Raw genomic sequence first — 14,360 nt, 5'->3', positions numbered from 1 at the left:
CGATGCGGTGCTCATCGTGCCTGGTGCAGTGCCTCGTGGGGAAACCCCCGTCCCTCGATGGGTCCTCTTCCGGTCCCATCCGTGCGCCGTTGCCTGCTCTGAACCCTGCGCGAGGCCCTGCCAGCGCAGCGTCCCCACCCAGAATGTGGTTCAAGAATTCTTCGAGATAACTCCCTCATCCTCGTCATCACACGTGTGGAAGCTGGGGATCGGGACCCTTTGCGCAGGTCAGCGGCCGTTCGGGGGTGTTGGCCCGCTGTGGGTGGTCAGCGTCTTCCTGTTGTCGACACGTGGACAGATCGACGGTTGTTCACCGCCGTCCTCGCTCCTCCACCTGCTGTCCCCCGTCCGCCCCAGGTCCGTCCCCAGGTCGTACCCACCCCCGCGGGCACCAGGTGAGCGATGCTGACCCCGTCGAGCGGACGTCATCGGCATATCCGCAGGTCAAGAGCGCCGTCGAGGCGTCCGGCCGGGTTCGGGCGGGGATGGGGACGGACCCCCGGGTGGCGCCGGCGGGACCTTTCCGGGAGAGATCTCCCCAACCTGTGCACATTCCTGGGGACAACTTCTCGATCTGTCGACCGGCGTCGGTGACCGCTCGACCGTGATGAGGCCGGAAAGCTGGGCTTCCGTCGTCCCCAGGGATCCACACAGGTGTGGACAACGACTTGTCGACCGCCCCGATGAGCCGACCGGACCCCGTGGGGACGGCGACCGATCAGCGCCTGCCAGAGGCGCTCGAGAAGCCCGCAACCGGACCTGGAACGGCAGCCGCAGTGTCCGTGCCGAGTGGGGCCCGGAGGGTCCCGCGCAGGCACGACGAAGCGGCTCAGCTCAACTTGGGAACGGTAGAAGGACCCCGTCCCTCTCACCCCTCACAGGCTCGGGGCGAGCCTCCGGACGGGGCCTTACTGCCGGGCGCGGCTCTTGATGCGGGCGGTGAGCTCGGTGACCTGGGTGTAGGTGGCCCGGCGCTCGCTCATGAGGTTGGTGATCTTCTTGACCGCGTGCATGACCGTGGTGTGGTCCTTGCCGCCGAAGGACGCACCGATGCGCGGCAGGGAGAGCTCGGTCAGCTCGCGGCACAGGTACATCGCGATCTGCCGGGCGTTGACCAGCGTGCGGCTGCGGTTGGTGCCCTGCAGCTCCTCCATCGTCACGGAGAAGTACTCGGCGGTGGCGGCCATGATGATCGCCGCGGTGATCTGCGGGCCCTGCTCGTCGCTGATCAGGTCCTTGAGCACCAGCTCGGCCAGGGGCAGGTCGACCTGCTGCTTGTTGAGCGACGCGAACGCGGTGACCCGGATGAGCGCGCCCTCGAGCTCGCGGATGTTGGTCTGCACCTTGCTGGCGATGAACTCCAGCACCGGGTCGGGCACCTGCAGCCGCTCGCCCCACGCCTTCTTGCGCAGGATCGCGATGCGGGTCTCGAGGTCCGGCGCCTGGACGTCGGTGATGAGGCCCCACTCGAACCGCGTGCGCAGCCGGTCCTCCAGCGTCGTCAGCTTCTTGGGCGGACGGTCGGAGGTGATGACGATCTGCTTGCTGGCGTTGTGCAGCGTGTTGAAGGTGTGGAAGAACTCCTCCTGCGTGCGCTCGGCGCGCTCCAGGAACTGGATGTCGTCGATGAGCAGGAAGTCGATGTCCCGGTAGCGCCGGCGGAAGTCCTCCGCCCGGCCGGAGTGCACCAGGTTGATGAACTCGTTGGTGAACTCCTCGGTGCTGACGTACCGCACCCGGACGTTGGGGAACATCCGCGCCGCGTAGTGACCGATCGCGTGCAGCAGGTGGGTCTTGCCCAGCCCGGACTCCCCGTAGATGAACAGCGGGTTGTAGGCGCGGGCCGGGGCCTCGGCCACGGCGACCGCCGCCGCGTGGGCGAACCGGTTGCTGTTGCCGATGACGAAACTGTCGAAGACGTACTTGGCGTTGAGACCGGGGTCCAGGCCCGCGGGCCGGCCGCCCTCGGGCCGGCGCGTGCGGCCGCCCGCTCCCCCGCCGCCGCGGCGCTGCTCGCCCGAACCGGGGTCGACGTCGAAGGGCAGCACGTCGGCGGTGCGATCGCCGTCGGCCGGGTCGCCGGCGTCAGGCCCCCAGGGCGTGGTGCTCCAGTCCTCCGGGGCCCCGCGGTCGACCGGCGGACGCTGCGGCCCGTCGGCCGGGTGCAGCTCCCGGACCTGCGAGAAGTCGGCGGGTGCGGGGCGCTCGGCGGCGTCGCGGTCCCAGGGGGCGGGGCCGACGGCGTCGGTGCGGACGCCGAATGCGCTGCGCCCGTCGTCGGCCCGGTCCCGGGTGGCCCGGTCCTCCTCGGCGCGCTGGACCTCCGCGGCCGACCAGGGACGGCGGGTGGGCTCCTGCTCGGCCGGCTGCTCCGGCTGCGGCGGCGCGTCCTCGAGCTGGACGGCGACCCGGATGTCGCGGCCGAACCGCTCCGACAGCGCCTCGGCGAGCACCCGCCGCATGCGGGACTCGAGCACGGTCTGCGTGAACTCGTTCGGCGCGGCCAGGACGGCGGTGTCCTCCACGAGCATCAGCGGGCGGGTGAGGTTCAGCATGGCGTTCTGCTGCGGCGAGAGGCTGGTGGCCAGCCGCTCCCGGATCTGATCCCAGACCGTCGCCAGGTCCAGCGTGGCATCGGCCATGCGGTCTCGTCCTCCCAAGCTGTGCGACCCGTGGCCGCTCCCGGTGCGCCCGGTACCTCCGTACCGGCCCCGCGTCGCGTCCGTTTCCCGTGGATGCCCGCTGTGGACACGCGGACACACGTGTTCCACATGGGTTTCCACAGGCTGTGCACGGTCGACGGCGCGGTGCGCCGGTTCCGCGCGGGACGGCGGCCGGATCAGCATCCGTGCTGGTCAGCGGCCTGTTGGGGCGGGTGGAGGAGCGGCTCGGCGGTCGGTCGACCGACGGGGTCGGCCCACGCGTCGTGACCCTGACGTCCGACGCGGAGCGACGGCGACGCTAACAGCCCCGTCCACAGCCCGGCAACGACGGCCGACGTCGTCGCGACCCGGGTCGGGGACACCGGACGGGGTCGCCCGCGGCCGTGCCCCCGGCGCGCCGCCGGCCGGTCGGGGCCGTTCCCGGGTGACCATGGGCAGTCGCTCCGCGACCGGTGACCGGCAGGTGCCGGTCCTCGGTTATGCTTGCCGGAGTCTGTGGACGGGTCTGCCCGCCCCCGGTCCGTGCAGCGTGCCTGCGCAGCCGGGTCCGGTCGGTCCTCCGCAGTGCCAGCTTCCAGGGTCACCCGGAGCGGCCACCGTGCCGGTCCGATGCCCTGCGCGCGCCCGTCCACCGACGGGAGCGCACCGCCGATGTCGTGTAGTGGGAGTACCTCGTGAGCAAGCGCACGTTCCAGCCGAACAACCGCCGCCGGTCCAAGACCCACGGCTTCCGGCTGCGTATGCGTACCCGCGCGGGCCGGGCCATCCTGGCCGGCCGTCGGCGCAAGGGCCGCGAGAAGCTCTCCGCCTGACGTGCTGCCCGCGCAGGCACGCCTGCGCCGGCGCCCGGAGTTCAGCGCCGTCGTCCGATCCGGCCGGCGTGCCGGGCGACCGACCATGGTGCTGCACTACCTCTCCGAACGGCCCGCGCAGCCGGCCGGTGACCTCGCGTCCCCGGCGGCTGCACGGGCCGGTTTCGTGGTCGGCAAGAGCGTCGGCAACTCGGTGGTCCGCCACCGGGTGACCCGTCGTCTGCGTGCTGTCGTCCGCGACGAGCTCGGTCGGCTGCCCGAGGGCTCGGACCTGGTGGTGCGCGCCCGCCCCGAGGCCGCCGACGCCGATTCCGCGGCCCTGCACCGGGACCTGGTCAAGGGTCTGGACCGCCTGCTCGGCGACCGGGTGTCGACGCGGTGACGCCCCGTCGATCGGTGGCGGCGCGCGCGCTGCTGCGGGCCGTCGGGTTCTACTCCCGGGCGATCAGCCCCGCGTTCCCGCCGCGGTGCCGGTTCTCCCCGACCTGCAGCGCCTACGCGGCCGAGGCCGTGGCCGTGCACGGGGCCGCCCGCGGGTCATGGCTGGCGCTGGTCCGGCTGCTCAAGTGCGCGCCGTGGCACCCCGGTGGGGTGGACCTGGTGCCGCCTCGGGGCGGAACCGTGCAGACCGCCCGCTCGTCCAGTTCAGCGGTGTTCCCTTCCCGGACGCCGTCCGATGTCCCGGGTCCCGGCCCGGCCACCCCGCCGGTTGCCGGCCAGGCGTTCGAGGAGTCCTCCGTTGCTTGACTGGCTGTACACCGCCATCTCCTGGGTCATGGCCCGGTGGCACTCGCTGTGGAACCTGGTCTTCGGTGACCCGCCGGCGGAGTCCGGTCTCTCCGGCCTGTCCTGGGTGCTGGCGATCGTCTTCCTCGTCGTCACCATCCGGCTGATCCTCTTCCCGCTCTTCGTCAAGCAGGTCAAGTCGCAGCGGGCGATGCAGGAGCTCCAGCCCGAGCTGGCCAAGCTGCGCAAGCAGTACGGCAGCGACCGCCAGGGCATGGCCGTGGCCCAGCAGGCGATGTTCAAGGAGCGCGGGGTCAACCCGCTGGCCGGCTGCCTGCCGATCCTGCCGCAGATCCCGGTCTTCCTGTCGCTCTTCCACGTCCTGCGCCGTCTGGCACCGGACAAGCAGGGCCTCTACTCGTGGTCGGACGAGCTGACCGACCAGGCGGCCCGCGCCAAGCTCTTCGGCGCGCCCATCTCGGCCTCGTTCAACATGAGCGGCGAGAAGGAGCGGGCGATCCTCGAGATCGCCAGCTACGGCACGATCCGCACCGTCGCCTTCGTGCTGATCCTGGTCATGTGCGCCACGACCTACTTCACGCAGAAGCAGATCATGAGCCGTTCGGGCCCCGTCGAGGGCCAGGCCGCGATGGTGCAGAAGCTGATGCTCTACGGCGTGCCGCTGAGCCTCTTCGTCTCGGGCTTCATCTTCCCGATCGGCGTGCTCATCTACTGGATGATCAACAACCTCTGGACCCTGGGCCAGCAGTTCTTCATCCTGCGCAAGATGCCGCCGCCGGGGTCCCCCGGCGCCAAGGGGGCCAAGGTCGGCCCGGACAAGCCGATCGACCCGCGCACCCTCGCCCCCAAGCCCGGCGCCAAGCCGGTGCGCACCAAGGGCGGCCGCGGCGGCGCGGCGCCGAGCAGCACCACCTCCGCGGAGACGGCGCTGGACGCCCAGGACACCGTCGCCGACGGCGCCCCGCAGGCCGGCGGCTCGACGGCCGCCCCGCGCAGCGGCGGCGGATCGCGGCCCGGCTCCGGCCAGGGCCCGGCCAACCGGGGCAAGCGGAAGCGTCGCTGACCGCCGTCCGCTCCCCCGCCGGCCCCGCCGGCACACCGACCACCGGGCACGCCCCGGCATCCGCACCGACCTGGGAGGAACACCCGTGAGTGCTCCGCAGCAGCCTGTGACAGACAGCCAGCCCGCCCTGCCCGACGCCGACGCCGGGAGCGACGACGCGGTCGTCGAGGCGCTCGACGTGGACACCGATGTCGACGCAGACGTGGCTGGAGGGACCAAGGAGGCGCAGGGGACCGGTGACGACCTCCTCGTGCGCGAGGGCGACGTCGCCGGCGACTACCTCGAGCGGCTCCTGGACATCCTCGACGTCGACGGGGACATCGACCTCGACGTCGAGGGCGACCGGGCGTCGGTGGCCATCGTCGGTGGCCGGCTGGACGACCTGATCGGGTCCGACGGCGCGACCCTGGAGGCGCTGCAGGAGCTCACCCGGCTGGCCGTGGCCCAGTCGACGGGGGTCCGCAGCCGGCTGATGCTCGACGTGGGCGGCTACCGGGCCAAGCGGAAGTCCGACCTGACCGCGCAGGCCGGCGACACCGCCCGCCGCGTGGCCGGCAGCGGTCAGCCGGAGCGGATGAGCCCGATGAACCCGTTCGAGCGCAAGGTCGTCCACGACGTCATCGCCTCGGTCGCCGGCGTGCACAGCGAGTCGGAGGGCGAGGAGCCCAACCGCCGCGTCGTGGTCCTGCCGGACAAGTGAGCGACGGTCCCTCCGCCGGGGACCGCCCGACCGGTGGTCCCCCCGCTCCCCCGGAGCCGCCTCCGTCCGCCGAGGCGGTCTTCGGCGACGCGGTCGAGCTCGCCCGGCGCTACGTCGGCCGGCTGGCCACCGACGGGGTGACCCGCGGGCTGATCGGTCCGCGCGAGGTGCCCCGCCTGTGGGAGCGGCACGTGCTCAACAGCGCCGCCGTGGCCGAGGCCGTGCCCGCCGGTGCCCGGGTCGTCGACGTCGGCAGCGGTGCGGGTCTCCCGGGGATCCCCCTCGGGCTGGCCCGGCCGGACGTGGCGCTCACCCTGGTGGAGCCCATGGCCCGCCGGGTGGAGTTCCTGGAGGAGGCCGTCGGGGACCTCGCTCCGGCGGCGGCGTCGTGGCGGGTCGTCCGCGGGCGGGCGGAGGACCGATCGGTGATCTCCGCGGTGGGGCCGGTCGACGTCGTCACCGCACGGGCCGTCGCCCCGCTCCCCCGGCTCGTGGCCTGGTGCCGCGGCCTGCTGCGCCCGGGCGCGCAGCTGGTGGCCCTCGTCGGCTCCCGCGCGCTGGAGGAGCTGCCGCAGCTCCTCCCGGAACTTCGGGCCGCAGGGATGCGGGACATCGAACCGCGGGCCGTCGGTGCATCGCTGGGAGACGCTGCCACTACCGTGGTGGTCATGACGCGTGCGGGACACTGACGTGCCCTTGGGCTGTTCCACGTGGAACAGGACCACATGCCCACCCCGTTCCACGTGAAACGCCGGCAGCGGAAGGACCTGCGATGACCGACCCGGGCGAGCGGCTGCGCAGCAGCCTCGCCGACCAGTCGTCGGCTTCCTCCTACGGGATGGGTGACTTCGACAGCCCGATCGCCATGGAGGCGCTGCGCGCGACCCGAGTCCTGCACGCGGCGCAGCAGGAGCCCTTCCCGGCGCCCGGGCGGATCCGGGTCATCACGATCGCCAACCAGAAGGGCGGGGTCGGGAAGACCACGTCCACCGTGAACCTGGGAGTCGCGCTCGCCCTCTACGGTCTGCGCACCCTGGTCGTCGACCTGGATCCCCAAGGCAACGCCAGCACCGCCCTCGGCGTCGAGCACACCGTCGGTACGCCGTCGATCTACGACGCCCTCGTCGGCGACAGCACCCTGTCCGAGGTGGTCCACCCGACGACGGCGAGCCCGAACCTGCTCTGCGTCCCGGCGACCATCGACCTGGCCGGCGCGGAGATCGAGCTGGTCTCCGTCGTCGCGCGCGAGCACCGGCTCCGGCGCGCGATCGAGGCCTACGTCGCGGCCCTCCCCCAGGAGCGCCGCCCGCACTACGTGCTCATCGACTGCCCGCCGTCGCTCGGGCTGCTCACGCTGAACGCGCTCGTGGCCGGCGACGAGGTGCTCATCCCGATCCAGTGCGAGTACTACGCGCTCGAGGGTCTGGGCCAGCTGCTCAACAACATCGACCTGGTCCGGCAGCACCTGAACCCCGGCATCGCCGTGCGGACGATCCTCCTGACCATGTACGACGGCCGCACCAAGCTGGCCGACCAGGTGGCCGACGAGGTCCGCAACCACTTCGGTGACGTGGTGCTGGAGGCGGTCATCCCGCGCAACGTCCGGGTCTCCGAGGCGCCGGGCTACGGCCAGTCGGTGCTGACCTACGACCCGGGCTCCCGTGGCTCGACCAGCTACGTGGAGGCCGCGCGCGAGCTCGCCCGGCGCGGGGTCGACCTGCAGCCGCTCGACGCCGCGACCGGTGGGCCCGGCGCCACCCCCGTGGGGGCCCTGTCCTTCGGGGACACGGCCGAGCCGTTCCGCACCCCCAGCTCCCAGACGCACGGTTCCCAGTGAGCACCACTCCCGACGAGGAGCAGTCATGACGAAGCGAGGCGGCCTGGGACGCGGGCTGGCGGCGCTCATCCCGACCGGGCCTGCGCCCACCCCGGCGCCGGTCGCCCCTCCGGCACCGGCCCCGGCCGCGGAGCCGGATGCCCGACCCGCGGAGTCGGACGAGTCGCCGGCTGCCACGCCGGACGACGGACCCTCGGCTCAGCCGGCATCGCCGGTCAGCCTGGTCCCGCCGCCCGCTCCCGCGGCGGAGAGCGCGGCGGTCGGCGTCCCCGGAGCACAGCTGCGCGAGGTCGCCGTGGACGACGTCGTCCCGAACCCGAAGCAGCCGCGCCAGGTGTTCGACGACGAGGCGCTGGAGGAGCTGACCCACAGCGTCCGGGAGTTCGGCCTGCTGCAGCCCATCGTCGTGCGCGAAGCGACCGACGGCCGCTACGAGCTCATCATGGGCGAGCGCCGGCTGCGGGCCTCCCGCGCGGCGGGCCTGGACACCGTCCCGGCCATCGTCCGCGACACCACCGACGACGCGATGCTGCGCGACGCCCTCCTGGAGAACATCCACCGCGTCCAGCTCAACCCGCTGGAGGAGGCGGCGGCCTACCAGCAGCTGCTGGAGGAGTTCGGCGCCACCCACGAGGAGCTGGCCAGCCGGATCGGCCGCAGCCGCTCGCAGGTCACCAACACGATCCGGCTGATGAAGCTGCCGGTGAAGGTGCAGACGCGCGTCGCCGCCGGCGTCATCTCGGCGGGGCACGCCCGCGCTCTGCTCGGGCTGCACGACCCGGCGGCGCAGGACGCGCTGGCGACCCGGATCGTCGCCGAGGGCCTCTCGGTCCGGGCGACCGAGGAGGCCGTCGCGATGGCCGCCGCGGAGGAGCCGACCGCGAAGCGCCGCAGCCGGCGGATCTCGGCGCCGGGGGTGGAGGAGCTGGGCTCGCGGCTGTCGGACATGTTCGAGACCAAGGTCAAGATCCAGATCGGCCGGTCCAAGGGCAAGATCGTCGTCGAGTTCGGATCGGTGGACGACCTGCAGCGCATCATCGGTGTCATGGCGCCGGACATCACCGGGCGCCGCGCAGAGGGCTGACCAGCACCTCTCTGCACAACGGGGGCCTTACGTCACTGACGTAAGGCCCCCGTTGTGGGAGTGGCGGGTGGTGTCAACGAGCGATCTCGGCCCGGCGGGCGAGCAGGCGGGCGAGCACGTCGCCGAGCTCGTGCCCGGCGGCCTCCACGGCCATCGGGAACATCGACGTCTCGGTCAGCCCCGGGGAGACGTTCACCTCGAGGAAGTGCACCTCGCCGTCCGGCGTCACGATCGCGTCGGTGCGCGAGAGGTCGGCCAGGCCGAGGGCTTCGTGCACCTGGACCGCGAGAGCCGCGGCCCGCTCGGCGACCTCGTCGGAGACGCGCGCCGGGGCGTGGTACTCGGTGAGCCCGGGCGTGTAGCGCGACGTGTAGTCGAAGACGCCGGACGCCGGCTCGATCTCCACGGCCGGCAGGGCCCGCGGGCCGTCACCGAGGTCGACCACGGCGAGGGCCAGCTCGACGCCGTCCACGTAGCGCTCCACCATCACGGTGTCGCCGTAGGCGAAGCAGCTCACCATCGCCGCCGGCAGGTCCTCGACCCGGCCGACCTTCTGGACGCCGAGGGCCGAGCCGCCCGACGCAGGCTTCACCATGAGGGGCAGTCCCAGGCGGGCCACCATCAGGTCGAGCACCGCGCCGGCGCCCAGCTCGCGGAAGGTGCTGTGCGGGAGGGCGACCCAGTCCGGCGTCGTGACCCCGGCGGAGCGGACGACGGACTTGGCGGCCGGCTTGTCCCACGCCAGCCGGCAGGCCGAGGCCGGGGAGCCGACGTAGGGCACGCCGGCGAGGTCGAGCACCGCGCGCAGGGCGCCGTCCTCCCCCGTGGCGCCGTGCAGCGCGATGAAGACGGCGTCGGCGGGGGCCGCGGCCAGTCCGGGCAGCAGCTCGGCGTCGGCGTCCCGCAGCTCGGCGTCCAGGCCGGCGCGGGTGAGCTCCTCGACCACCTGGGTGCCGGAGGACAGGCTGACCTCGCGCTCGAAGGTCAGCCCACCGGCCAGGACGACGGCGCGCAGCGGGTGCGCCGGGGGCGCTGCCGCGGGGCTGGCTGCGGGCGCTGTCTCGCTCATCGTCCGTCCTCGAAGGTGTCGCTGTTCGCCGGCCCGACCATCTGCTCGGCGTCGTGCCCCGATCCCGGCGGGATCGCCCGGAACGTACCGGTGTCGACCTTGTCGAAGGTGGAGTGCAGGTCCAGCTCGGCCTCGACGACGCGGGCCAGCCGGCGGACGCCCTCGCGGATCTGGTCGGGCTCGGGGTAGCAGTAGGACAGCCGCATGTACTCCTGGCCGTTGCCGTCGGCGAAGAAGCCGATGCCCGGCACGTAGGCGACGTGCGCGCCGACCGCGCGGGGCTGCATCAGCTTGGCGTCCAGCCCGTGCGGCAGCTTCAGCCAGACGTAGAACCCGCCCCTGGGCTGGGTCCAGACCGTGCCGGCCGGCATCAGCGCCGACAACGACTCCAGGGCGGCGTCCCGCCGCTCCCGGTACAGCTCGGAGAAGACCTTGATCTGCTCGCGCCAGGGCTGGGTGTCCAGGTACCGGGCGACCGCGTACTGGGTGAGCGACGGCGGGCAGAGGACCTGCGCCTCCGTGGCCAGCACCAGCTTCTCGCGCACGGCCAGCGGCGCGAGCACCCAGCCCACCCGCAGGCCCGGTGAGAACGTCTTGGAGAACGAGCCGAGGTAGATGACCCGCTGGTTGTTGCGGGCCCGCAGCGCGCGCATCGGCTCCTGCTCGAAGCCGAGCAGGCCGTAGGGGTTGTCCTCGATGATCAGCAGGTCGTGCCGCTCGGCGATGGCCATGACGGCCTCGCGGCGCTCCTCGGAGAGGGTCACGCCGGCCGGGTTGTGGAAGTTCGGCACCGTGTAGAGGAACTTGACCCGCTCGCCGGCGGCGCGGCAGTCGGCCAGGGCCTCCTCCAGCGCCTCGGGGATGAGCCCGTCGTCGTCCATGGCGACGTGCCGGACGCGGGCCTGGGCGGCTTGGAAGACGCCGAGCGCGCCGACGTAGGAGGGGCCCTCGGCGAGGATCGTGTCGCCCGGGTCGCAGAAGACGCGGGTGATCAGGTCCAGGCCCTGCTGGGACCCCACGGTGACGACGACCTCGCTGGGCGAGGCGTCGGTGATGCCCTCGAGCGCCATGACGTCGCAGATCCGCTCGCGCAGCCGCGGGTCGCCCTGGCCGGAGCCGTACTGGAGGGTCTGGGCGCCCATGCCGGACACCAGCTCGCCGATCATCGAGCCGACGGCGTCCAGCGGCAGCGCGGTGACGGCGGGCATGCCACCGGCCAGCGAGACGACCTCGGGGCGGCTCACGACCGAGAACAGCGCGCGGATCTCCGAGGCCTGCATCCCGTGCGTCCGTGCTGCGTAGCGGTCGGCCAGGGGGTCCAGCCGCGGGTGACGCGGGACGACGTGGGGCTGCGCACCGGTGCTCAGGTGCGTGCCCGGCTGACCGGGACCGGCGGGAGAGCCGGGCGGGTTGGTGGCCACCCCCAGGAGTCTAAGCCCGCGGTGCTCGAGGCTCCGTACGGAGGCGAGGCGTCCGGCGGCGTCTGGCGAGCGGTGAGGGGCACCGTCGGCCCGAGTGGGGCCCGGAGGGTCCCGCGCAGGGACGAATCAACGGCTCCGCTCAGCAGGGGACGGCACGTGGCCGCGGTGTCGTCCGGAGGACGACGGTGTCATCGCGGTGCGATCCGGAGGATCGCAGTGCCATCTCCCTTCAGACGCGCGTGGGCAGCGAGAAGGTGCCGGTGGGCGGGTCGGCCTCGGCGGGGAGGTAGAGGCGCTGCACGGCGGCCAGGACGGCGTGCGCGATGGCACTGCGCACGCGGGCGTCGAGCAGCAGCAGCCGGTCGACGGGGTGCGAGAGGTACCCGCAGTCCAGCCGGACGGCCGGCATGCGCGTCATCCGGAGCAGGTCCCAGGTCTTGGGGTGCGAGCCGAGGTCGAGCAGGCCGGTGCGGGCCACCACCTCGCGGCGGACGAGGTCGGCGAACTCCTCCCCCACGGTGGAGGAGGCTCCGGACCCGGTGCCGTAGTAGTAGCTGGCGACGCCGCGCGCGTGCTCGGAGTCGTGCGAGTCCATGTGCAGGGAGATGAACAGGTCGGCGCGGGCGTCGTTGGCGAACCTGGTCCGCTCGGCGTGCTCGGGGTTCTGCGTCCGGCCGCGGGTGAGGTAGACGGTGGCCCCGGCGGCGGCCAGCCGGCCCTCGATGCGCGAGGCGAGGTCGAAGACCAGGTCGGACTCGGTGGTCTCCCCGGCGGCGAACCCGGCGTCGCTGCCGCCGTGGCCCGGGTCGACGACGATCCTGCGGCCGATCAGGTGCGGCCCGCTCTCCACGAAGGAGGCGCTCTGCCGCAGCAGCTGCGGGCGGCCGCCGGTCACCTTGCGGCCGAGTTGCCGGAGAGCACGGAGCGTGGCCGGGCCGCAGGTGCCGTCGGAGGTCAGCCCGTAGTCGCGCTGGAAGGCCCGGAGCCCCGACTCGGTCTCCGGGCCCAGGATGCCGTCGGCCCGCCCGGCGTCGTACCCGAGCTCGAGCAGCCGCTCCTGCAGGTTGGTGACGTCGTCGCCGCGCATGGGGCGCTCGGGGTCGTACCGCAGCAAACGGTCACCGAGTGACCAGCGCGCCTCGCTCAGCGCCCGGTAGGTCTCCTCGCCGACGCGTCCGTCCACGGACAGCCCGCGGACCTGCTGGAAGTGCCGGACGGCGAGCTCGGTGGACGCGTCGTACTCGGCGGCCTCCAGAGGCGGCTCGGGACCGTCGGCGGCGGTCGGCGGCAGGAGGCCCAGGCTCCGCAGGGCGGCGTGCACGTCGGCCACGGCCGGCCCACGGTCTCCCCGCCGGAGGATCTGCATGCGGCTGTCGGTTCCCATCGTGTCACCGATTGTGGTCCCTCCGTCCCGGAGCGGCCCACCGGGGGCTGCCCCGCTCCCCCGAGGACGACGAAGGCCCCACCCGTCCGGTGGACGGGTGGGGCCTGGTCGCTACGCGGAGTGAGCGGTCCCGGCCCCCGCAGCGGGGGGCAGGGGTTGTGTCCGTCAGATGTAGTCGGCGAGGTCGTTCAGGATCGCGCCCTTGGGCTTGGCGCCGATGATGCTCTTGACCGGCTTGCCGCCCTGGAAGACCGTCATGGTCGGGATCGACATGACCTGGTAGTCACGGGCGATCTGCGGGTTCTCGTCGATGTTGAGCTTGGCGATGGTCAGCTTCTCGCCGTGCTCGGAGGCGATCTCCTCGAGGACGGGGGCGACCATCTTGCACGGGCCGCACCACTCCGCCCAGAAGTCCACGAGTACGGGCTTGTCGCTGCCCAGCACGTCGGTGGCGAAGCTGGCGTCGGTGACCGTCACGGTGTTGCCTGCCATGGTCGTTCTCCTTCTGTAGGGGATGGAACGGCGCGGCCGCACGGGCCCGCCGCGAGCGTGCGAGTGATGGGGGGAGTTCCTCAGCGCTCGTCGAACGTGTCGGCGAGCCAGCGCTCCGCGTCGATCGCCGCGGCGGCACCGGTGCCGGCCGACGTGATCGCCTGGCGGTAGATGTGGTCGACCACGTCGCCGCAGGCGAAGACCCCGTCGATGTTGGTGCGGGTGCTGGGGTGCTCCACCCGGATGTAGCCCTCGTCGTCCAGCTTGAGCTGACCCGCGAACAGCTCGCTGCGCGGGTCGTGGCCGATCGCCACGAACATGCCGGTCACCGGCACGGTCTCGGTGCTGCCGCTGGCTACGTCGGTCAGCTGGACGGCGGAGACGGTGGAGTCGCCGAGGACGTCGGTGACCTGCTTGCCGAGCGCCCAGCGGATCTTCTCGTTGTCCTGCGCGCGCTTGACCATGATCTTCGAGGCCCGGAGCTCCTCGCGCCGGTGCACCACGGTCACGCTCTTGGCGAAGCGGGTGAGGAAGGTGGCCTCCTCCATCGCCGAGTCGCCACCGCCGACGACCACGATGTCCTGGTCGCGGAAGAAGAACCCGTCGCAGGTGGCACAGGCCGACACACCCCGGCCGAGCAGGCGCTGCTCGTTGTCCAGGCCGAGGTAGCGGTACTTGGACCCGGTCGCCACGATCACCGCGTGCGCCCGGTGCACCGTGTCGCCCACCTTGACGATCTTCGGGGTGGCGGTGAGGTCGACCTCGGTCACGTCCGAGGGCACGAGCTCGGCGCCGAACTTCTCGGCCTGCGTGCGCATGTCGTCCATGAGCTGCGGGCCCTGGATCCCCTCGGGGAAGCCGGGGAAGTTCTCGACCTCGGTGGTCGTCATCAGCGCGCCGCCGAACTGCGAGCCCTCGAAGACCAGGGGGTGCAGGTTGGCGCGCGCGGCGTAGGTGGCGGCCGTGTAACCGGCCGGACCGGAGCCGATGATGATCAGGTCACGGATGCCGTCGTGCTCGGCCGGCGGGATGACCGGATCGACGATCTCCTCGGTGGTCACGGCCGGGCCGGGCGTCGGGTTGTTCTC

At 72.7% G+C, this 14,360-nt stretch carries 14 protein-coding genes; 8 read left to right on the top strand and 6 right to left on the bottom strand.

Going from position 1 to position 14,360, the window contains the following annotated elements; translation table 11 throughout:
* Positions 1-908: 908 nt before the first annotated feature.
* Positions 909-2,642 carry a chromosomal replication initiator protein DnaA gene (gene dnaA, locus DQ244_RS08335; protein WP_113810998.1) on the bottom strand — a complete coding sequence of 578 codons (1,734 nt, stop codon included), beginning with the start codon at positions 2,640-2,642 and terminating at the stop codon, positions 909-911.
* Between the two features lie 695 nt (positions 2,643-3,337).
* Between dnaA and rpmH the strand changes: the two genes are divergently transcribed.
* From rpmH to DQ244_RS08295, 8 genes are all read left to right on the top strand, one after another.
* Complete coding sequence (gene rpmH, locus DQ244_RS08330) at positions 3,338-3,475, top strand: 50S ribosomal protein L34 (protein ID WP_040338882.1); 138 nt, start codon at positions 3,338-3,340, stop codon at positions 3,473-3,475.
* Position 3,476: 1 nt separating this feature from the next.
* Positions 3,477-3,857, top strand: coding sequence for a ribonuclease P protein component (gene rnpA, locus DQ244_RS08325; RefSeq protein WP_113810997.1), 381 nt, complete (start codon positions 3,477-3,479; stop codon positions 3,855-3,857).
* Positions 3,854-4,222, top strand: a complete 369-nt coding sequence (yidD, locus tag DQ244_RS08320) for a membrane protein insertion efficiency factor YidD (protein WP_113810996.1) — start codon at positions 3,854-3,856, stop codon at positions 4,220-4,222. Before rnpA ends, yidD begins: the two co-directional genes overlap by 4 nt.
* Positions 4,215-5,285, top strand: a complete 1,071-nt coding sequence (yidC, locus tag DQ244_RS08315) for a membrane protein insertase YidC (RefSeq protein WP_199580293.1) — start codon at positions 4,215-4,217, stop codon at positions 5,283-5,285. The genes yidD and yidC overlap by 8 nt, the downstream gene beginning before the upstream one ends.
* 106 nt (positions 5,286-5,391) lie before the next feature.
* Positions 5,392-5,985, top strand: coding sequence for a R3H domain-containing nucleic acid-binding protein (locus tag DQ244_RS08310; RefSeq protein WP_255411598.1), 594 nt, complete (start codon positions 5,392-5,394; stop codon positions 5,983-5,985).
* Positions 5,982-6,674: a 16S rRNA (guanine(527)-N(7))-methyltransferase RsmG gene (rsmG, locus tag DQ244_RS08305; RefSeq protein ID WP_113810993.1), complete on the top strand. Its 693-nt coding sequence runs from the start codon at positions 5,982-5,984 to the stop codon at positions 6,672-6,674. Before DQ244_RS08310 ends, rsmG begins: the two co-directional genes overlap by 4 nt.
* A gap of 83 nt (positions 6,675-6,757) precedes the next feature.
* Positions 6,758-7,822, top strand: coding sequence for a ParA family protein (locus DQ244_RS08300; RefSeq protein WP_113810992.1), 1,065 nt, complete (start codon positions 6,758-6,760; stop codon positions 7,820-7,822).
* 25 nt (positions 7,823-7,847) lie between these two features.
* A complete protein-coding gene (locus tag DQ244_RS08295) occupies positions 7,848-8,906 on the top strand; it encodes a ParB/RepB/Spo0J family partition protein (protein WP_113810991.1) in 1,059 nt (352 codons plus the stop codon).
* Positions 8,907-8,979: 73 nt separating this feature from the next.
* On the opposite strand, the gene DQ244_RS08290 is transcribed toward DQ244_RS08295, so the two are convergent.
* From DQ244_RS08290 to trxB, 5 genes are all read right to left on the bottom strand, one after another.
* Entirely contained in the window at positions 8,980-9,975 is a 996-nt protein-coding gene (locus tag DQ244_RS08290; RefSeq protein ID WP_113810990.1) for a D-alanine--D-alanine ligase, read from the bottom strand.
* Positions 9,972-11,396 (bottom strand): PLP-dependent aminotransferase family protein, encoded by a 1,425-nt coding sequence (locus DQ244_RS08285; RefSeq protein WP_233491260.1) that lies wholly within the window; start codon positions 11,394-11,396, stop codon positions 9,972-9,974. Before DQ244_RS08285 ends, DQ244_RS08290 begins: the two co-directional genes overlap by 4 nt.
* 229 nt (positions 11,397-11,625) lie before the next feature.
* On the bottom strand, positions 11,626-12,726 hold the full coding sequence (locus DQ244_RS08280; protein ID WP_233491259.1) for an N-acetylmuramoyl-L-alanine amidase: 1,101 nt from the start codon (positions 12,724-12,726) through the stop codon (positions 11,626-11,628).
* Positions 12,727-12,945: 219 nt separating this feature from the next.
* Positions 12,946-13,272, bottom strand: a complete 327-nt coding sequence (gene trxA / locus DQ244_RS08275; protein ID WP_113810988.1) for a thioredoxin — start codon at positions 13,270-13,272, stop codon at positions 12,946-12,948.
* Between the two features lie 80 nt (positions 13,273-13,352).
* On the bottom strand, positions 13,353-14,333 hold the full coding sequence (gene trxB / locus DQ244_RS08270; protein WP_113811136.1) for a thioredoxin-disulfide reductase: 981 nt from the start codon (positions 14,331-14,333) through the stop codon (positions 13,353-13,355).
* Positions 14,334-14,360: the final 27 nt, after the last annotated feature.

Source organism: Blastococcus sp. TBT05-19 (assembly GCF_003319095.1).
GTDB lineage: Bacteria > Actinomycetota > Actinomycetes > Mycobacteriales > Geodermatophilaceae > Blastococcus.
This window is presented reverse-complemented; position numbering and strand designations above follow the sequence as displayed.